16 protein-coding genes are annotated in these 18,630 nt (G+C 74.3%); 11 read left to right on the top strand and 5 right to left on the bottom strand.

Translation table 11 applies throughout. The annotated features are described in order from the left end of the window. Nucleotides 1-90: 90 nt before the first annotated feature. Both IO39_RS17460 and IO39_RS17455 read right to left on the bottom strand, forming a co-directional pair. The gene (locus IO39_RS17460) at nt 91-1,089 is read right to left on the bottom strand and encodes a PseG/SpsG family protein (protein ID WP_211267055.1); all 999 of its coding nucleotides are present in this window, start codon (nt 1,087-1,089) and stop codon (nt 91-93) included. Next, on the bottom strand, nt 1,086-1,826 hold the full coding sequence (locus tag IO39_RS17455; protein ID WP_043623694.1) for a cytidylyltransferase domain-containing protein: 741 nt from the start codon (nt 1,824-1,826) through the stop codon (nt 1,086-1,088). The genes IO39_RS17460 and IO39_RS17455 overlap by 4 nt, the downstream gene beginning before the upstream one ends. A 91-nt stretch (nt 1,827-1,917) precedes the next feature. Here IO39_RS17455 and pseB point away from each other — a divergent pair, with 91 nt between their 5' ends. Both pseB and IO39_RS17445 read left to right on the top strand, forming a co-directional pair. Further along, complete coding sequence (pseB, locus tag IO39_RS17450; RefSeq protein ID WP_043623691.1) at nt 1,918-2,895, top strand: UDP-N-acetylglucosamine 4,6-dehydratase (inverting); 978 nt, start codon at nt 1,918-1,920, stop codon at nt 2,893-2,895. Continuing rightward, a complete protein-coding gene (locus IO39_RS17445; RefSeq protein WP_043623688.1) occupies nt 2,895-4,019 on the top strand; it encodes a DegT/DnrJ/EryC1/StrS family aminotransferase in 1,125 nt (374 codons plus the stop codon). The genes pseB and IO39_RS17445 overlap by 1 nt, the downstream gene beginning before the upstream one ends. An 82-nt stretch (nt 4,020-4,101) precedes the next feature. Here the strand turns inward: IO39_RS17445 and IO39_RS17440 are convergent, their stop codons facing one another. Genes IO39_RS17440 through IO39_RS17430 form a run of 3 tightly spaced genes read right to left on the bottom strand, consistent with a single transcriptional unit; the run spans nt 4,102 to nt 8,644 of the window. After that, entirely contained in the window at nt 4,102-5,988 is a 1,887-nt protein-coding gene (locus IO39_RS17440) for a glycosyltransferase family 2 protein (protein WP_169789077.1), read from the bottom strand. Nucleotides 5,989-6,024: 36 nt separating this feature from the next. Beyond that, the gene (locus IO39_RS17435) at nt 6,025-7,719 is read right to left on the bottom strand and encodes a class I SAM-dependent methyltransferase (RefSeq protein WP_157548506.1); all 1,695 of its coding nucleotides are present in this window, start codon (nt 7,717-7,719) and stop codon (nt 6,025-6,027) included. A gap of 4 nt (nt 7,720-7,723) precedes the next feature. Beyond that, a complete protein-coding gene (locus IO39_RS17430; RefSeq protein WP_245642027.1) occupies nt 7,724-8,644 on the bottom strand; it encodes a hypothetical protein in 921 nt (306 codons plus the stop codon). 164 nt (nt 8,645-8,808) lie between these two features. On the opposite strand from IO39_RS17430, the gene IO39_RS17425 reads away from it, so the two are divergent. From IO39_RS17425 to IO39_RS17385, 9 genes are all read left to right on the top strand, one after another. After that, nucleotides 8,809-9,057 carry an acyl carrier protein gene (locus tag IO39_RS17425; protein ID WP_043623801.1) on the top strand — a complete coding sequence of 83 codons (249 nt, stop codon included), beginning with the start codon at nt 8,809-8,811 and terminating at the stop codon, nt 9,055-9,057. After that, complete coding sequence (locus IO39_RS17420; RefSeq protein WP_043623683.1) at nt 9,032-9,883, top strand: SDR family NAD(P)-dependent oxidoreductase; 852 nt, start codon at nt 9,032-9,034, stop codon at nt 9,881-9,883. The genes IO39_RS17425 and IO39_RS17420 overlap by 26 nt, the downstream gene beginning before the upstream one ends. Beyond that, nucleotides 9,883-11,190, top strand: coding sequence for an AMP-binding protein (locus IO39_RS17415; RefSeq protein WP_043623677.1), 1,308 nt, complete (start codon nt 9,883-9,885; stop codon nt 11,188-11,190). The genes IO39_RS17420 and IO39_RS17415 overlap by 1 nt, the downstream gene beginning before the upstream one ends. Beyond that, the gene (locus IO39_RS17410) at nt 11,187-12,218 is read left to right on the top strand and encodes a LuxE/PaaK family acyltransferase (RefSeq protein WP_043623671.1); all 1,032 of its coding nucleotides are present in this window, start codon (nt 11,187-11,189) and stop codon (nt 12,216-12,218) included. The genes IO39_RS17415 and IO39_RS17410 overlap by 4 nt, the downstream gene beginning before the upstream one ends. Continuing rightward, a complete protein-coding gene (locus tag IO39_RS17405; protein WP_084773006.1) occupies nt 12,218-13,552 on the top strand; it encodes an acyl-CoA reductase in 1,335 nt (444 codons plus the stop codon). Before IO39_RS17410 ends, IO39_RS17405 begins: the two co-directional genes overlap by 1 nt. Next, the gene (locus IO39_RS17400; RefSeq protein ID WP_043623669.1) at nt 13,549-15,744 is read left to right on the top strand and encodes a hypothetical protein; all 2,196 of its coding nucleotides are present in this window, start codon (nt 13,549-13,551) and stop codon (nt 15,742-15,744) included. The genes IO39_RS17405 and IO39_RS17400 overlap by 4 nt, the downstream gene beginning before the upstream one ends. A 108-nt stretch (nt 15,745-15,852) precedes the next feature. Beyond that, nucleotides 15,853-17,025 (top strand): glycosyltransferase, encoded by a 1,173-nt coding sequence (locus IO39_RS17395; protein ID WP_084773004.1) that lies wholly within the window; start codon nt 15,853-15,855, stop codon nt 17,023-17,025. Next, a complete protein-coding gene (locus tag IO39_RS17390) occupies nt 17,026-17,724 on the top strand; it encodes a class I SAM-dependent methyltransferase (protein WP_043623665.1) in 699 nt (232 codons plus the stop codon). It begins immediately after the preceding gene. Nucleotides 17,725-17,990: 266 nt separating this feature from the next. Then, a complete protein-coding gene (locus IO39_RS17385) occupies nt 17,991-18,617 on the top strand; it encodes a polysaccharide deacetylase family protein (protein WP_052423016.1) in 627 nt (208 codons plus the stop codon). Nucleotides 18,618-18,630: the final 13 nt, after the last annotated feature.

Here is an 18,630-nt window from a genome sequence, read left to right as displayed (position 1 = left end):
CGCGGGCCCGGGCCCAGGCCCGGGGCCCGGGGCTCGCGGGCTCCGGGGCCTCTGCGGCTCAGCGGCTCAGCGGCTCAGCGGCTCAGCGGCTCAGCGGAGCGCGAGCAGGGCGTCGGCGACGCGTTCGCGGCCCCGGCCGTCCACCAGGCCGCTGCCCCGCCGGCCGTGCTCCTCGCGGGCGGCGGGGTCGGCGAGCAGCCGGGCCAGCACGGCGACGGCCTCCCGCTCGGCCGCCCGCCCGAGCCCGGCCGCCACGCCCCTGCCGACCAGCTCCTCGTATCCGCCGAGCTGGTTGTCGGCCACCCACGTCAGCGCGGTGGGGACGCCGAGGTAGAGCAGCTCCCAGATGGACGAGCCGGCCGCCGTCACCACCAGGTCGGCCGCCGCCATCAGCTCGGGCAGCCGGTCGGTCGGCGGGATGACCGTGATCGGCCCGCCCGCCTCGAACGGCGCCGGGCTGACGACCGTCCCGTGGAAGGGCAGCCCGGTGTCCCGCAGGGCGCGCGCCCAGGCCGGGGCGACGCCGGCGCTGTCGGTGCCGCCGAAGAAGCACAACACCCGCGGCGCCTCTCCCCCGCGCCCGTCCCGGCCGCGCGTCCGCCGCCGCACGCTGTCCCGCAACAACACGTAACGCGCCCCTGCCAGCCGCCGCCCACCCGCCGGGGCCGGGAAGGGGCGGTGTTCGGCGCCGAGGTTCTGGTCCAGGTAGAGGTCGGCCTCCTGGCCCAGCGGGTCGCCGTCCACGATGGCCAGCACCGGCAGGCCGGCGGTCCTGAGCGCCGCCCCCGTCTCCCGCGGCAGGTGGTAGGAGTCGAGCACCACGGCGTCGAGCCGCAGCCGGCGGGCCAGCGCGGCCAGCTCGCCGGGGCCGCGCGGCGCGGGGATCAGCCCGAGCCCGCGCTCGCGAAGCTGGTCCCGCGCCCACGGCGAGCCGCGGACCTCGCCGAGGAAGACCACCTCGACGCCCCGGCCGCACAGTTCCTCCGCCAGCGCCACGCACCGCACGAGATGGCCGACCCCGCTGCTCACCCCGGCGTCGCAGCGGAACCCCACCCGGCGGCGGGCGGGGCGGTGCGCCACGCCCGTCACGCGTCCTGCAATGCCTTCTGCCGCACGTGGGCGTTGAGCCCGCACACCTCCGGCCGCTCGCGCAGCCACTCCACCAGGGTCCTGACCGGCAGGCAGCGGTCGCCCAGCTCGGCCACCACGGTGGAGATCAGCCGCCAGTCGTCCTCGGTGTCGAGCGTGACCCGCAGGTCGTCGGCGACGGGCCGGTAGGCCAGCCCGAGCAGCCGCGCGTCGCCGGGGTGCTCGTAGATGTAGGAGGTGACGTGGGTGCGGTGGAAGCCGGTGGCCTCGGCGTCGGCCCTGGCCAGCGCGGCGCGGCCGGCGATCTCGACGTCGAGCCCGCGCGGCAGCGTGCGCGCCAGGCTCGTGCTCAGGTAGTCGAGCCCGGGCACGGCGCGGTGGACCAGCGCCGCCTCCCTGATCACGGCCGGGTCGAGCAGCGGGCAGTCGGCGGTGAACCGCATGACGGCGTCCCACCGCCGTCTCTCCAGCACCTGCACGAACCTGGTCAGCACGTCGTCCACCGGCCCCCGGTGCCAGGCCACGTCGAGCCTGCGGCACTCGGCGGCCACCGCGTCGTCGGCCGGCTCGGTCGTGGTGGCCACGACGAGGTCGTCGAGCGCCCCCGCCTCGCGGGCGGCGCGGACCACCCACCCCAGGACGGAACGGCCGCCCAGCTCGCGCAACACCTTCCCCGGCAACCGCGTCGAGCCCATGCGCGCCTGAATAATGCCGACAATACGCACCGAATGCCCCATTCCCCCGTGTGACAGCGCGTGATTGACCGATCGCGCTATGCTACCGCGTGCCACGACGACTACAGCGCGACCGCGCTACTCAGGGGGCCACGTGAGCACACTCAGTGGATCGTCGATTCTGATCACCGGAGGAACGGGGTCCTTCGGCAAGGCGTTCATCCGTCACGCGCTCGACTCTCTCGCCGTCCGGCGCCTGGTCGTCTTCTCGCGCGACGAGCTCAAGCAGTACGAGCTCAAGCAGCTCTTCGGCGACGACGAGCGGCTGCGCTGGTTCATCGGCGACGTCCGCGACCGCGACCGCCTGACCCGCGCCATGCACGGCATCGACCACGTCGTCCACGCCGCCGCGCTCAAGCAGGTCGACACCGCCGAATACAACCCGTTCGAATACGTCCGCACCAACGTCGCGGGCTCGCAGAACGTCGTGGAGGCCGCGATCGACTGCGGCGTGCGCAAGGTCGTCGCGCTCTCCACCGACAAGGCGTCCAGCCCGATCAACCTCTACGGCGCCACCAAGCTGGTCGCCGACAAGCTCTTCATCTCCGCCAACCACTACGCCGCCGCCCACGAGACCCGCTTCTCCGTGGTCCGCTACGGCAACGTCGTGGGCAGCAGGGGCTCGGTGGTCCCGCTCTTCCAGCGCCTGGCCGAGCAGGGCAGCAGCCTGCCGATCACCGACAAGCGCATGACCAGGTTCTGGATCACGCTGGAGCAGGCGGTCAGGTTCGTGGTGGACTCGTTCGACCTGATGCAGGGCGGCGAGCTCTACGTGCCGCGCATCCCCAGCATGCGCATCACCGACCTGGCCGAGGCGCTGGCCCCGCGCAGCCCCATCTACGAGATCGGCGTGCGCCCGGGCGAGAAGCTGCACGAGGAGATGATCGGCCCCGACGACGGCCGCAGGACCCTGCGCCTGGCCGACCGCTACGTGGTGCAGCCGACGATCGCGACCTGGGGCTACATCCCTCCCGACGACGGCGAGCTGCTGCCCGAGGGCTTCTCCTACCGCTCCGACACCAACGAGCAGTGGTTGTCGGTCGACGACCTGCGCGGCATGGTGGCGGGCTGATGCTGCCCTACGGACGGCAGTCGATCACCGAGTCCGACGTCGAGGCGGTCGCCGCGGTGCTGCGCGGCGACTGGCTGACCACCGGGCCCGCGGTCGGCCGGTTCGAGGCGGAGCTGCGCTCCTGGACGGGCGGCGTGCCCTGCGTGGCGGTCACGTCGGGCACCGCGGCCCTGCACGTCGCCTACGTGGCGGCCGGGCTGCGGGCCGGCGACGAGCTGGTCACCTCGCCGCTGACGTTCGTGGCCACGGCGGCCACGGCCGCGCTGCTGGGCGCGCGGGTGGTCTTCGCCGACGTGCAGGACGACACGGGCAACCTCGACCCCGACGCCGCCGCCGCGGCCGTCACCCCCAGGACCCGCGCGATCACGGCCGTCGACTACGCGGGCCATCCGGCCGACTACGACGAGCTGCGCGAGGTCGCCCGGCGGGCGGGGGCGCTGCTCGTGGCCGACGCGGCGCACTCGATCGGGTCGGCGTACAAAGACCGGCCGGTCGGGTCGCTCGCCGACCTGACGACGTTCTCGTTCTTCCCGACCAAGACCGTGACGACGGCGGAGGGCGGGGCCGTGGCGGCCACCGACCCGGGCCTGCTGCGGCGCGCCGCGCTGTTCAGGAACCACGGCCTGGTGCGCGACCCGGCCGAGCAGCGCACGCCCGGCGAGGGCGGCTGGCACCAGGAGGTGCACGCGTTCGGGCTCAACTACCGGCTGCCCGACGTGTTGTGCGCGCTCGGCGTCAGCCAGCTCGGGCGGCTCGCGCGCTTCCGCGAGCGGCGCGCCGACCTGGTCGCCCGCTACCACGCGCTGCTGCGCGACGTGCCGGGGCTGACGCTGCCCGCCCAGCGCGCCTACGTGCGGCCGAGCTGGCACCTCTACCCCGTCAGGGTGCGGGACGGGCGGCGGCGCGAGGTCTACGACCGCATGCGCGCCGCCGGGATCGGGGTTCAGGTCAACTACGTGCCGGCATACTGGCACCCGGTGTTCGAGGACCTCGGCTACCGGCGCGGCCTGTGCCCGCGGGCCGAGGCGTACTACGCCGAGGAGCTGTCGCTGCCGCTCTTCCCCGCGCTGACCGACGACGAGCAGGACCGGGTGGTCGAGGCCCTGACCGCCGCGCTCCGATAGCCGGCCGTCCGGCCCCGCCACCCGCGCGCCACCCCGCGCGCCACCCGGCCCGGGGCGGCCCGGCCGGCGGTCCTTCAGGTGGTCAGCGCTCGGCGAGCAGGAGGCAGCCGTCCTCGCCCCGGTCGATGAGGAAGCGCCGCTCGGCCACGGTCGCCACCGCCCGCTGCCGCGTACGCACCAGCGGGCGGATGGCCGTGCCCTGGTCGATGACCACCTCCCACCACGACTCGTGCCCCACCCGCTCGTCGATGTCGGCCAGCGGCACCCGCGCCTGGAAGCCCTGCCCGGACAGCGCCACCGGGAAGTACATCTCCTCGCCGTCGCTCCTGCGCTGCAGCCGCAGCACCGGCTCGCCGTCGCCGACGTCGCGGATCTCCCCGGAGAACACCAGGTCGCCGCCGTCCACGCGGTACTCGCCGATGACCGCCTCCGCCGTACGCAGCCGCACCCCCCAGGCGCCCTTGGCGTTGCGCGCCGGCACCACCCACACCCCCGACCTGCGCCGCGGGGCCGGGATCAGCGGCGGCAGCCAGCGCGGCCCGGCCACCCGGCCCGTCAGCCGCAGCCCGTGCCCCTTGAGCCCCACGCACAGGTCCCAGTGGCCGTGCCTGGCCAGCTGCGCCCGCGACAGCACGGCCGGGTCGAAGGCGAACCGGAACGGGAACGCGTGCTCCGGCAGCGGCCCCCCGTCCTCCTGCTCGGCGTCCTCCCAGACCGGCGCGCTCTCCTCCTCCGACAGCCGGACGGTCTGGCCGGTCCCGCGCTCCTCCAGCCAGCTGCGCACCCGCACCCGCCGCAGCTCCCCCACGTCGAAGGTGCCCACGGCCACCCGTCCCGACCCGTGCAGCACCCCGTCGCGCCAGTCGAGGCTCACCAGCCTGGCCAGCAGGCTCAGCTCGCCCGAGACCTCCGACAGGTGGACGGGCATCGACGGGTGCCGGCCGTACCAGCGCTTGCGCAGCAGGCCGGCCGAGCCGACCCTGGGCCGCAGCCGGCCCGCGCCGACCTGGGCGAAGACGTCGGCCAGCTCGTCCAGGCGGCGCCGGTGCAGCAGGTGCACCAGCAGCCGCTGCTCGAACGGCAGGCTCCGCCAGGCCGGCGCGGACACGCCGTCGAGGTAGCGCACGATCAGGTCCACCAGGCCCGGGTCCGCCGACGGGCCCATGGCGGCCATGGCCTCCACGGCGACGGCCATGTCGATGTCGAGCGTGTCGCGGTCGAAGTCGGGCTTGAGCTTGGGCGCGCCGTGCGCGAGCAGGTCGGCGGTCTGCAGCACCGACAGCAGCCGGTCGCGCAGGTTGCCGGGCTCCAGGCGGCGCTGGGTGATCGAGGCGTCGGGCTCGTCGCGGTGACGCCAGTGGTAGACCACCTTGGCCAGCACGTCCACCGACTCGGCGCCGATGTGGGCGGCCATAGCGACGGGCTGGTCCTCGTACATGCGCTCGGGGAAGCACAGGCCCATCGCGTCCCAGAAGGAGCGGCGGTAGACCTTGTTCCAGAGCATGCGGTCGCGGATCAGCATCGGGTGACGGGTGATGTGGGTGCGCCTGGCCGGCTTGGCGAACGCCTGCCGGTGCGCCCACGAGGGGACGAGCAGGTTGCGGTAGAGGCGCATGACGTTCCCGCAGGCCAGGTCGGAGCCGGTGGACTCCAGCGAGGCCACCAGGCGCTTGAACGCGTCGGGCGGCACGACGTCGTCACCGTCCACGAAGGCCAGGTAGTCGCCGCTCGCCCGGCGCACCCCGACGTTGCGGGCGTGGCCGACCCCGTGGTTGGCCTGCCTGATGAGGCTGATCCGGGGGTCGTCCGCCCGCCTGGACTCGACGGCGATCCAGCCGTCGTCGGCGCTGCCGTCGTCCACGCAGATCACCTCCAGCTCCGCCAGCGTCTGGGCGGAGATGGAGTCAAGACAGGGCCCGATGTACTTCTCGACGTTGTGGAACGGGACGATCACCGAAAGAACCGGCACATGCACTCCTCATCGTTGGGACGGGCCATCGGGCGGTCAGCCGGACAACAGGCGTATGACGCGGCGGGCGACCTTGCGGGGACGGGCCAGGCGGCGGGAGAGGCGGTATCCGAGCGTCCTGCGGTAGGCGGTGGCCTTGCGCTGGGTCCTGCGCAGCTTGGCCTTGGCCCGCACCAGCTCGCGCTCGCGGTAGGACAGCTTGGTCTCCAGGCGGGAGATCCTGGCCAGCGCCGCGGTGAGCTGGTCGGCCAGGCGGTCGCGCGCGCCCAGCAGGTCGCGGTAGGCCGGGGCGTGCTCGGCCAGCTCGGCCGGCCGGCCCAGCTCGGCGTCGAGCTTGCGGGCCTGGTCGAGGTCGCCCTGATCGCACGGCCGCCCGGCCATGCCGCACAGGGTCAGCGTGAGCTGGTCGGCCTCCAGCGGCCACGGCCACGGGTGGTGGTGGCCGGCCGCCAGCAGCCTGACCGCGAAGCGCCACAGGATGCGGCAGAGCACGACGCGCGGCTCCTGGCGCACCGGCGCGGGGCCGGGCGGGCCGACCGCGGCGAATCGCCGCCCGTCGTAGACCAGGCTGTCGGTCGCCGCCGTGGCGTCACCCCCCGCCTCCAGCCAGCCGGCCAGCGCGGCGAGCAGCTCGCGCACGGTCTTCACGTCCTCGCGGGCGCACGCCTCGACGAGGATCTCCTCGACCACCCGGCCCGCCGGGATCGGCCGCTCCTCGCCGCCGGGCAGGCGCCTGGCGCCCGTGGCGGTGAGCTCGTACAGGGCGTGGCCCTCCTCGATGAGGCCCAGCGGCAGCTCCACCGGCCGGACCGCGTCGCCGCCGAGCGGCGGCCTGGTGGCCACGACCAGCCAGAGCGGGGCCAGCTGCTCCCCCAGGCGGTGCCGGAACACCAGCCTGGTCAGCCGCAGCGGGTCGGCGACCAGCATCCGCTCGCCCTCCCTGGCGCTCAGCGCGAACGTCAGCGCCTCCGGCAGGTCGAACGCCAGCGCCTCCCTGGACAGCAGCGCGCGCGGCGCCTGCCGGTCGGGGAAGGCCGCGTAGCGGCGTTGCACGCTCAGCCCGGCCGTCTCCAGCCCGGCGTCCAGCGCCTCGGGGCCGCCGGGGTAGCTCGGGTCGAAGCCGTGCGGCGCCCACTGGTCGTCGGCGCCCTCGCGGTCGGCGGGCCTGGCCTCGATGAAGCGGTCCACGCCCAGGTCGTTGCGTACGCCGAGGAGCAGCAGGCCGCCGGGCGCGACCAGGGCGGCCAGCGCCTCCAGCGACTCGGCCCAGGCGGCGGCCGGCGCCTCGGCCGAGTGCGTGCGCGACAGGCCGTCCAGCGCCAGCACCAGATCGTACGGCTCCCCGCCGTCCTCGGCGGCCTCCAGCGCCTCCAGCCGGCCGCAGAAGATCGTGAGCTCGGGGTGCCGTTCGCCCAGCGCGCAGGCGTCGGGGTAGGAGCGCAGGAGCACGGAGGTGGCGCGGGCCCGGCCGGCGACCTCGTCCACCAGGGCCTGCGGATGGGGCCCGACCAGCAGCACCCGCCCGTCCGCCGGGACCACGCGGCCGGCCAGCTCCAGCGCCGTGCCCCGCCAGTCCGTGACCCCGCCCAGGGCGGTCGCGTCGGACCACAGCAGCATCTCCCCGCCGATCAGCCGGACGTTCCCCGGCGCCTCGCGCGTGCCCGGGCCCGGGCTCGGGCTCGTCTCCGGCGTGCTCGCGCCCGGGTTCGTCTCGTTCGTGCTCGTGTTCATGGCCTCACCCCGTGAGGCGGGCTCGGTCGCCATGTGCCGCCGCCTTCCTCCGTTCCGGTCGCTTCGCTCCCGCCGCACCCCCGGGTGACGGCACTCCCTCGCGCATCCGCTTCCAACCGAACATCCGCCGTAGCTCCTCCGGTGTCGCCTGATATTCGAATCCCAGCTCGCGCCGGGCCACCTCGGCGGCCAGCCCGGGATCGACGCTCGTGCCGTGCAGCTCGGGCCAGAGCCGCATGCGGCGGGCGGTGCCGCCGTATTCGGGGCGTTCGTCCTCGAACTGCATCGGATCGCCGTACACGGCCACCTCGCAGCCCACCGAGGCCCCGTAGAACAGCGCGCTGCCGAGCCTGTTGGAGGCCACCCTGCGGTGGCGCCGCAGCTCGACGAGCTGCTTACGCAGGAAGTCGCGGCCCTTGCTCTCCCAGCGTGACCCCCGTTCGCCATGACAGATAACCCGGAATCCCCTCGATTCGTACGAACGCCGAATGTCCGGATTCGCATATTCCAGCCAATAAAGGCAGACCGTGACCGGACCAGTCTCGACATCTCGTATTTCGTCGGCAAGCCGGGCATGGTCCCCGCTGACGGAATGTTTCTCCCACCCATGAAAGGGATACCAGATCGTCCCCTTCCGATCACGTCGCACCCCCAGGTCGGGCTCAAGATGAAGGAGATAGATCCAGGGCGCGCCGATCAGATAGTGCCCCCTCCGCCCCATCGACCAACCCCTGCGCCGCAGCACGTCAGACCAGATGAAACGGGGATATCCGGGGCTGCACCAGTGGTCGTTCGGCGGAAATCCGTGCAGATAGTTCCAGCCGTGCTGAAGGAAGCCCTGGATGCGCCTCGGCGTCTCCTCCGGCATGCCGCAGTATCGGCCGAGTATGCGGGAGTGCCCGTACCAGTGATTGGATTCGTCCATCATTCCCCCCGTACGGTTGCCGTGTCCCATCCGACATTCCCAGCCCTCATCGCGGGTCACGCCTCGTTATACGGTTCCATTACTGAGGGCGGGGCCTTGGTTTCTCCTCGCCACGAAATTCCCGCTACACTTCGTCATGGCTTGAGGACAGAGAGTGAGTGATCATGAGTCATCTCGACCGCCTGCGGGCCGTGTTCCGCGTGGCGCTCAACCTTCCGCCCGACGCCGGCGTCGACGACCTCGAATACCGCGCCATCCCGCAGTGGGACTCCCTGGCGCACATGGCGCTGATCGCCGCGATGGAGGACGAGTTCTCCATCATGATCGACACCGACGAGATGATCGACATGAGCTCGTTCGCCAAGGCGGCCGAGCTGCTGGAGAAGCATGGCATCGGCGCCGCCGCCGTCTGAGGACCAGGAGCGCAGGGTCGCCCTGGTGACGGGTTCGACGACGGGCATCGGCCGCGCCGTCGCCGTCGCGCTGGCCGCGTCCGGCCACACGGTCGTCGTCCACGGCCGCGACGACGAACGCGCCGCCAAGGCGGCCGCCGACGTGGCCGCCGAAGCCCTCGCGCAAACCCCGCCCGGCACGCCCCCGGGGCCGGAGGGCGGTTCGGCCGGTGGTGTGGTCCCGGAGATCCGTGGGGTGGTCGATTCCGTGGTCGATTCCGTGGCCGGTGACGTGGCCGATCCCGGGCAGGTCTCCGCGCTGATGCGGGCGATCTACCAGCGGCACGGCAGGCTCGACGCGCTGGTGGTCAACGCCGGCGTGCACGCCGCCGGGCCGCTCGGCATGACGGCCCACGACACCATCGCCCGGCTGTTCCAGGTCAACGCCATCGGCGCCACGCACACCCTGCAGGCCGCGCTCAGGCTGCTGCGCAGGAGCGCCTCGCCCGCCGTGGTGCTGGTCTCCTCGGTCATGGGCCGCGCGGGCGGCCCCGGGCAGGCGGTCTACTCCGCGACGAAGGCCGCGCTCCTCGGCCTCACCATGGCCGCCGCGAAAGAGCTGGGCCCCTGGGGCGTCAGGGTCAACGCCGTGGCCCCCGGCTACATCCGCACCGACCTGCTCGCCACGCTCGACGACGAGGCCCGCGCCGCCACGGTCGCGGCGACCCCGCTCGGGCGGCTCGGCGAGCCGGGCGACGTGGCCGCGGCCGTGGCGTTCCTGCTGTCGCCCGCGGCGGCCTTCATCACCGGCCAGGTGCTCGGCGTGGACGGCGGGCTGGTCCCGTGATGTTCCCGCACCCGCAGGCCCGGCTGATCCCGTCGGGGGCCGAGAAGGGCATCGGCGGCGACGAGCTGGCCCACTACATCAAGCGCGCCGCGGAAAACCTCGACGGGCTGCGTCCCGGGCCGCTGTTCTGCGCCATGCGCAACACCCTGGCCTCCGTGTTCTGCTACCTCGGCGCCTGGCACGCCGGCCGGCCGGTCGCGCTGCTCGACCCCGACCTGCCTCCCGCCGCGCTGGCCGACCTGGCCGAGCGGTTCAGGCCGGCGGCGCTGCTGGGGTTCACGCATCCGCTCGACGGCCCGCCGCCGCCCCGCACCGACGTGCCCGATCCCCATCCCGACCTGGGCCTGCTGCTGGCCACCTCGGGTTCGACGGGCAGCCCGAAGCTCGTGCGCCTCTCGCGCCAGGCGGTGCTGTCCAACGCCGCCGCCATCGCCACGGCCCTGTCGCTCGGCCCCGAGGAGATCGCGCCCACGAGCCTGCCCCTGCACTACAGCTACGGCCTGTCGGTGCTCAACAGCCACCTGGTGGCGGGGGGCGCCGTGGTGCTGACGGAGGCGGGGCTGCTGGAGCGCTCGTTCTGGGCCGACCTGCGCACCTACGCGTGCACCTCGCTGGCCGCCGTCCCCTACCAATACTCCATGCTGCGCCGCCTGCGCTTCGACCGCTCGCAATACCCGTCGCTCACCACGCTCACGCAGGCGGGCGGGCGGCTGGCGCCCGAGCTGGTCGAGGAGTTCGCCGCGCAGGCCGAGCGCTTCTACGTGATGTACGGCCAGACGGAGGCCACCGCGCGCATCGCCGTCCTGCCGCCCGACCGGCTCGCCGACCGGCCGGGCTCGGTCGGGGTCGCCATCCCCGGAGGGCGGCTGGAGATCGAGGACGGCGAGGTCGTCTACTACGGGCCCAACGTCATGATGGGCTACGCCGAGCGCGCCGAAGACCTGGCCAGGGGCGACGACCTGGGCGGCCGGCTGCGTACGGGCGATCTGGGGCGGCTCGACGCCGAGGGGTTCCTGCACATCACCGGGCGGCTCAAGCGCATCGCGAAGGTCTTCGGCACCCGCGTCAACCTCGACGACGTCGAGCGCCTGCTCCGCGGCTCCGGCCCGATCGCGGTCACCGCGGGCGACGACCGGATGACGATCTGGACCGAGACCGCCGACCAGCCCACCCGGGCTCGCCTGGCCCGGCGGCTGGCGGCCGAGCTGCGCCTGCACTGGAGCGGGTTCGACGTGCGCCACATCGAGCACCTGCCGCTCCTCCCGACAGGCAAGATCGACTACCGGCGGCTGGAGTCCCTGACGTGAGCGCCGGTGTCTTCACGTTGGGCGGGGCCGAGCGGGAGGCGGTGTTGCTGCCCGAGCTGGCCGGGCTGACCGAGCGGCACCGGGCGGCGTGCCCGCCGTACCGCAGGATTCTCGACGCGATCGGGGCGGCGCCGCCCTACGAGCGGGTGTGCGACCTGCCGTGGCTGCCGGTGCGGCTGTTCAAGACGCACGAGTTGCGCAGCGTGCCCGAGGAGCGGGTGTTCCGCGTGCTGACCTCTTCCGGCACCACCGGGCAGCGGCCGAGCCGGGTCTTCCTCGACCGGGAGGCGGCGGCGGCGCAGACCCGCATGCTGGCCGCCACGGTCAGGGTGGTGCTGGGCGAGCGGCGGCTGCCGATGCTGGTGGTCGACAGCCGTTCGGTGGTGCGCGACCCGACGCTGAGCGCGCGCGGCGCCGGTGTGCTGGGCATGATGAACTTCGGCAGGGACCACACCTTCGCGCTGGACGAGCGGGGCCGGGTGGACGCCGAGGCGGTCAAGGGCTTCCTGGCCCGGCACGGCGGCGAGCGGTTCCTGGTCTTCGGGTTCACCTACATGGTCTGGCTGCACCTTCGCGGGCTGGGCGCGGACCTGTCGCAGGCGGTGCTGATCCACTCGGGCGGGTGGAAGCGGCTGGCCGAGCAGGCGGTGGACAACGCCGAGTTCCGGCGGCGGCTGGCGGCCGAGTGCGGGCTGAGCAGGGTGCACAACTTCTACGGCATGGTCGAGCAGATCGGCACCGTCTTCCTGGAGGGCCCCGACGGCGACGGCCTCTACTGCCCCGACTTCGCCGACGTCGTGATCCGCGACCCGGAGACGTGGCAGGAGACGCCGGTCGGGGTGCCGGGGCTGATCGAGGTGGTCAGCACGCTGCCCACCTCCTATCCGGGCCACGTGCTGCTGACCGAGGACCTGGGCGTGGTGCGGGGCGTGGACGACGGGAGCTGGCCGGGCAAGCGGTTCGAGGTCCTCGGCAGGCTGCCGCGGGCCGAGGCGCGCGGCTGCAGTGACACCTTTGGGCAGGGCTGATGCTGGACGACCGCACCATTCTCGACGCCTGCGCCGTGGACGTCAGGTTCCCCGCCGGCGGTTCCGTACCTGTCGAGGCGCTGCTCGGCGCCCTGTCCACGCACGGCGTCCCGCCCCGGGCGGGCGACCCGGACAAGAGCCGGCCGTCCCAGGCGGGGGCCGCGGGCGGGAGCCGGCCGTCCCAGGCCGGCGGTGGCGTGCTGGAGGTGGGGGACGGGCGGGTGCGGGAATTCCTCGCGGCGTTCGGCCGGCGGCTGCTGCGGCCCGCGCTGGCGCGGCGCCACCCCGAGCTGGGCTCGCTCGGCTTCTTCCTGCGCCCCAGCGAGCTGGCCCGCACGGTCGAGGGGCTCGGCCACGACCACATACGCGTCCCGCGCGGCCTGGTCTTCCACGTCCCGCCCGCCAACGTCGACACCGTCTTCGTCTACTCCTGGGCCCTTTCCGCGCTGATGGGCAACCGCAACGTCGTGCGCCTGTCGCCCCGCTCGGGCCCGGTCGCCGACGCCATCGTGGAGACCCTGCACGAGGCGCTGGCCGACGCCGACCCCGTCATCGCCGCCACGCAGCGGGTCATCTCCTACGACCGCTCCGACGCCGTGACGGCCGCGCTGTCGGCGGCCTGCGACCTGCGGGTGGTGTGGGGCGGCGACCGTACGGTGCGGGAGATCAGGCGCTACGCGCTCGCCCCGCACGCGCGTGACCTGACCTTCCCCGACCGGTCCTCGTTCGCCGTGCTGCGGGCGGCGGCGTGGCTCTGCGCGCCGCGCGCGGCGCGGGTCACGGTCGCGGAGGGGTTCGTCAACGACACCTACTGGTTCGACCAGGCCGCCTGCTCCTCCCCGAGGACCGTCTACTGGGTCGGCGACGCCGACGACTGCGAGGCGGCGCGGGCCGACTTCACCGACCACGTGGCGCGGGTGGTGACCGTGCGCGGGTGGGGGGTCGACGCGGCGATGGCCGTGGAGAAGCGGGTCTCGACCTACGGGCTGGCCGCCGACGGGCTGGCGGAGAGCGTGGAGTTCCACGGCAACGCGCTGGCCAGCGTGCGCCTGTCGGCCGCCGCCGCGGCGCCGCGCCGGTGGCTGGGGGCCGGCACCTTCGCGCACGCCAGGCTCGCGGCGCTGCCCGAGCTGGTGGCGCTGGTCGAGCGGCGCGACCAGACGATGACGCACTTCGGGTTCGACCGGGCCGAGCTGGAGGAGCTGGCCAGGGGGCTGGCCGGGCGCGGGGTCGATCGCATGGTGCCGGTGGGCAGCGCGCTGAGCTTCCACCGGGTGTGGGACGGAGTGGATCTGCCGGCCGAGTTCACGCGCCTGGTGACCGTCGTCAAATGACGCCGGCGCCGCCCGCGCGCGGGCCCGTCCGGCTGGAGGGGCCCGCCCGGTCGCGGGGGCGCGGGCTGGTGCCGGCCGCCGTCGTGTGCGTGGCGGCCGTGGCCGTCTTCGTGTGGTGCGGGGTGTCCTGGCGGGATCTGACCGCCTTCGCCGCCTATCTCGGGATCGGGCTGGCGCTGCCGGGGACGCTACTGTGGCGGGGGCTGACCGGCGGCGGCAGGTCCCTGCCGGAGGACGTGGCGGCGGGGCTGGCGCTGGGATACGCCGTCGAGGTGCTGGCCTACCTCCCGGCCCGGGCGGCGGGGCTGCCGCTGCTCGTGCTGGCGCCGCCGGCCGTGGTGGTGTGCGCGTTCGCGGCCGTGCCGCGCCTGCGGCGGCACTGGCGGGGCGCGCGGCGGCGCGAGCGCCTGCCGGCGTGGTGCGCGTGGGCGCTGGCGGGGATCGTCGCCGTCCTGCTCGCGTGGGGCGCGCTGCACGTGTACGGCGTGCCGATCGCCGCCGCGTACGTGGACCTGCCCTACCACCTGGCCCTGGTCGGCGAGGTCAGGCACCACGTCCCGCCCACGATGCCGGCGGTGCTCGGCGAGCCGCTGTCCTACCACTGGTTCGTGTACGCCGAGCTGGCCGCGACGAGCTGGGTCACCGGGATCGAGCCGGCGACCCTGCTCTACCGGTTGTCCATGCTGCCGATGGCGGCGGCCATGGTCGTGCTGGTGGCGGTGCTCGGGCGGCGGCTGGGCGGGAGCTGGGGGGCGGGGGTGGCGGCGGCCGGGGTGACGTACTTCCTGTTCAGCCCGGCGCTGGTGGAGGGGGTGGTGTTCAGCTCGCGCTCGATGTTCACGGTCTCGACCAGCCCCACGCAGACGTTCGGGGCGCTGCTGTGCGTCCCCGTGGTGCTGCTGCTGCTCGGCGGGGCGCGATCGCGGTGGGTGGCGCTGGCGGTGCTGGTGGCGGTGCTGGCCGGGGCCAAGGCCACCTATCTGCCGTTGCTGCTGGCGGGGCTGCTCGTGGTGCTGGCCGGGCGCGGCGTCGTGGCGTGGCGCGGGTCGGCGGGCCTGCCCTGGCCGGCGCGGATGCGGATGATCGCGGGGCGGGGGCTGCGCGGGCGGTGGGCCGGGGCGGCGGCGCTGACGCTGGCGGGGCTGGCCTTCGCGCATCTCGTCCTGTTCCGGCAGGGCGGGCAGGGGACGGTCGTCTCGCCGCTGGCGACCGTGCGCGCGTTGTGGGCGACGGTGGCGGGCACGCCGGAGCCGGCCCCGGTGCCCCTGGCGCCGCTGGTGGTGCTGGCGGGGGTGCACCTGTTCTGCCTGGCCTGCGTGTGGGGCGGCGTGGCGGGGCTGGGCCGGCGCGTGCTGGAGCCGCCCGTGCTGCTGTTGCTGGGCATCGGGGCGGCGGGCATCGGGGCGGCCATGGCGCTCGGGCATCCGGCGCAGTCGCAGCTCTACTTCCTGGAGGCGGCCCGGCCCTACCTGTCGGTCGCCGCCGTCTGCGGCGTGCTGTCGGCGCCGCGCGTGCCGTGGCGGCGGGCCGCGTGCCTGGCGGGGCTGGGGGCGGGAGCGGCGCTGGTGGTCTCGGGGCTGGAGTTTCCCGGCGGGGCGCTGGTGCGGGTCGTGACGCCGTACCTGGTGCTGGGGGTGGCGGCGGTGCTGCTGTGCGGGCGCGGGCCGGTCGTGGGGATGGTGGCGGTGCTGGCGGGGTACGCCGTGCCGGGTTCCGCGATCGACGTCGCCGTGCACGTCATGCCGGCGCGGGAGAGCCGCGAGCGGCTGGTCCCGGCGGGGGCGCTGGCGGCGGGGCGGTGGTTGCGCGCGCACTCCTCCCCCGGCGACGTGGTGGCCACGGACCTGCACTGCGTGCACGAGTGGTGGCAGGTGTGCGACAGCCGGCACTTCTGGGTGTCGGCGTTCAGCGAGCGGCGGGTGCTGGTCGAGGGCTGGGCCTACGCGGAGAGCACGCTGTCGCGGGCCGGGCCGTCCGGCCCGTCCTACCTGACGCTGCCGTACGCCGACCGCGCCCGCCTCGCGGCCAACGACGCGGTGTTCGCCGCGCCCACGGCGGAGAACGTCCGCCGCCTGGCCACGGAGCACGGCGTCACCTGGCTGTTCACCCGCCCCCGTCCCGAGCTGGCCAGATTCGCCACCTTGCGGTTCAGGAACGCGGCCTTCGCGATCTACCGGCTTCCCGGCGGGTAAAACCCTCCCCAGCTCCGGGAATGCCGCCCGGAAACCGCGCCCGCCACTCCGGACGCCCCTTGGACCATTTCCGTGGACCCACGGCCACGAGCGAGATCAGGGGAGTCTATGGACACGCGTGCCGCCATGGAGCCGCGCCCCCGCGTCCTCGACCGGAGGGTCCGGCCGGCGAGCGTCGACATCGTCATCCCCGTGCTGAACGAGGAGCGCGCGCTGCCCGGCTGCGTCCGCACGCTGGCCCGCTACCTCGACGGCTTCCCGCTGCCGTGGCGCGTCACGATCGTGGACAACGGCAGCACCGACGCCACCTGGCCGGTCGCCTCGGCGCTGGCCGGGGAGTTCGAGCGGGTGCACGCCCGCAGGCTGGACGTCAGGGGCCGGGGCGCGGCGCTGCGCGCGGCCTGGCAGGACAGCCCGGCCGACATCGTGGCGTACATGGACGTCGATCTGTCCACCGACCTCGACGCCCTGTTCCCGCTGGTGGCGGCGGTGGCCAGCGGCCACTCGGAGATCGCCATCGGCACCCGGCTGGCGCCCGGCGCGCGCACCCGCCGCTCGCTGCGCCGCGAGGTGGTCTCGCGCGGCTACAACGCGCTGCTGCGGTACGGCTTCGGGGTCCGTTTCAGCGACGCGCAGTGCGGTTTCAAGGCGGCCAGGACGGACGTGGTCAGGCCGCTCATGGGCCGGATCGAGGACGACTCCTGGTTCTTCGACACCGAGTTGCTGCTGCTGGCCGAGCACAACGGGCTGCGGGTGCACGAGGTGCCGGTGGACTGGATCGAGGACGGCGACTCGCGCGTCCGCGTGGTCAGGACGGCCGTGGACGACCTCAAGGGGCTGGCCAGGGTCGCCTGGTCGATGGCGACGGGGCGGGCGCGGGTCGAGGTGCACCGGCCCGAGCCGACGCCCACGCATCCGGACGCGGTGCTCACCCGCTCGCGCGCGGCGGCGGTGGCCACGTTCTGCTCCATCGCCTGTTTCACCCTCCTGTACGCTCTCGCCTACCTCCCGTTACGGCACCTCTGGGCGCCGGCGGCGGCGAACCTCGGCGCGCTCCTCCTGACCGGGGTCGCGCACGTCGTGGCCCAGCGCCGCGCGGCCGGCCGGCGGCGCCGCAGGACGCGTTCCGGCGCGGCGCTGCTCCTCGCGGCCACCTATGTCCTCACCACCACGACCGTGCTCGCGCTGCCCGCCGGCACGGGGCCGCCGGGCGAGGCGGGCGTGGCCGCGGCCACCTACTGCCTGCTCCGCTGGGCGCTGTCGAAGTCAAGGAAACGATGAATGGACGACTCTGAGATCCGCCGCCTGATCGCGCTGGAGGACACCCACTGGTGGTACCGCGAGCGCCGGGCCGTGCTGCGCAGGGAGGTGCGCGGGCTGGGCCGTCCCGGGCGGGCGCTGGACGTCGGCGCGGCCGGCGGCGGGAACACCAGGGTGCTGGCCGAGGCGGGCTGGGACGCGACGGCGGCCGACCACTGTGACACGGCGGTGGAGACGGCCAGGCGGCGCGGGCTCAAGGCAGTGCGCGCCGACGCGCGGGCGCTGCCGTTCGAGAGCGCCAGCCTGGACCTGGTGACCGCGCTCGACGTGCTGGAGCACGTCCGCGAGGATCACCTGGTCACCGAGGAGATCGCCCGGGTGCTGGCGCCCGGCGGGCACGCGCTGATCGCGGTGCCGTGCGACATGGCGCTGTGGTCGGCGCACGACGACGCCGTCGGCCACGTACGCCGCTACGACCGCGACTCGCTCACCGTCGTCGTCGAGAAGGCCGGGCTCACCGTCGAACGCGTCTGGAGCTGGAACGTCCTGCTGCGCCCGCTCGTGGCCCGGCACCGGCGCCGCTCCAGGGGCAGCGACCTGCGCAGGACGCCGTCCCTGGTCAACGCGGGGCTGGCGGCGATCGTCCGCGCCGAGCGCTGGCTGCCGGTCAGGTCACTGAAGGGCGTGACCCTGTTCCTGCGCGCCAGGCGCGGCGAATGACGGGCGCGGCCTCCGGCGCGCTTCGGTGACGCCCGCGGCGGCCGGCGCGCTTCCATGACGCCCGCGGCGGTCGGCGCGACCGGTGCGACCGGTGCGACCGGCGCGTCCGCGTGACGGGCGGGGCGGCCTCGGCCGGGTGAGGGGCGGGGGCGGGGGACCGTGCCCAGAGCGAGACCTGGGCCGCCGTTGTGGCGGGCGGCATTGGCTCTAGGCTTTGCCATGTGGTGATTCATGCCCTTCTCGCTGTTTCCTTAGCTTTTACGTCGGTGCCCGCCCAGGCGGCTCCCGTCGACTGCGCCCGGGTCAAGTGCCTGGCGCTGACCTTCGACGACGGGCCGGGCGCGCACACGCCGGCGCTGCTCAAGACGCTGGCCAAGGCCCGCGCCAAGGCCACGTTCTTCCTGGTCGGCAAGCGGGTGGAGGAACGCCCCGAGATCGCCAGGCAGATCGTGGCGCGGGGGCACGCGATCGGCAACCACACCTACTCGCACGCCGAGCTGACCGCGCGGCTCGACGGCGACATCCTCGACGAGCTCAAGGTCACGCAGGAAGTGATCGAGAAGGCGACGGGACGGCGGCCGGACATGTTCCGCCCGCCGTACGGGCGCACCGACGAGCGGGTGCTGCGCGCGGCCGGCGAGGCGGGCCTGTCGGAGATCCTCTGGACGCACACCACGCTCGACTGGAGCCTCAAGGACACCGCGAAGATCAAGGCCACCGTGCTGAAGCAGGCCAGGCGCGACGGCGTGATCCTCATGCACGACGTGGTCCCGCAGACGGTGCGGGCCATGCCGGGGATCCTCAAGGAGCTCAGGAAGCGCGGCTACCACCTCGTCACGGTGCCCGTGCTGCTGCGCGGCGAGCGGCCGAAGCCCGGGGTGAGCTACTTCTGACCGGCTCCGGCGC

The organism is Nonomuraea candida, assembly GCF_000725485.1.
GTDB classification, from domain to species: Bacteria; Actinomycetota; Actinomycetes; order Streptosporangiales; family Streptosporangiaceae; genus Nonomuraea; species Nonomuraea candida.
Note: the sequence above shows the minus strand (reverse complement) of the source record. Positions and strands in the feature narration are given on the sequence as shown.

Excerpts from the sequence above, each read along its gene's own strand:
- IO39_RS17405 (WP_084773006.1), top strand. The coding sequence starts at position 12,218 with ATGCTGGACGACCGCACCATTCTCGACGCCTGCGCCGTGGACGTCAGG.
- IO39_RS17395 (WP_084773004.1), top strand. The coding sequence starts at position 15,853 with ATGGACACGCGTGCCGCCATGGAGCCGCGCCCCCGCGTCCTCGACCGG.
- IO39_RS17425 (WP_043623801.1), top strand. The coding sequence starts at position 8,809 with ATGAGTCATCTCGACCGCCTGCGGGCCGTGTTCCGCGTGGCGCTCAAC.
- IO39_RS17435 (WP_157548506.1), bottom strand. The coding sequence starts at position 7,719 with ATGAACACGAGCACGAACGAGACGAACCCGGGCGCGAGCACGCCGGAG.
- IO39_RS17430 (WP_245642027.1), bottom strand. The coding sequence starts at position 8,644 with ATGGACGAATCCAATCACTGGTACGGGCACTCCCGCATACTCGGCCGA.
- IO39_RS17420 (WP_043623683.1), top strand. The coding sequence starts at position 9,032 with ATGGCATCGGCGCCGCCGCCGTCTGAGGACCAGGAGCGCAGGGTCGCC.
- IO39_RS17400 (WP_043623669.1), top strand. The coding sequence starts at position 13,549 with ATGACGCCGGCGCCGCCCGCGCGCGGGCCCGTCCGGCTGGAGGGGCCC.
- IO39_RS17445 (WP_043623688.1), top strand. The coding sequence starts at position 2,895 with ATGCTGCCCTACGGACGGCAGTCGATCACCGAGTCCGACGTCGAGGCG.
- IO39_RS17415 (WP_043623677.1), top strand. The coding sequence starts at position 9,883 with ATGTTCCCGCACCCGCAGGCCCGGCTGATCCCGTCGGGGGCCGAGAAG.
- IO39_RS17390 (WP_043623665.1), top strand. The coding sequence starts at position 17,026 with ATGGACGACTCTGAGATCCGCCGCCTGATCGCGCTGGAGGACACCCAC.
- IO39_RS17455 (WP_043623694.1), bottom strand. The coding sequence starts at position 1,826 with ATGGGGCATTCGGTGCGTATTGTCGGCATTATTCAGGCGCGCATGGGC.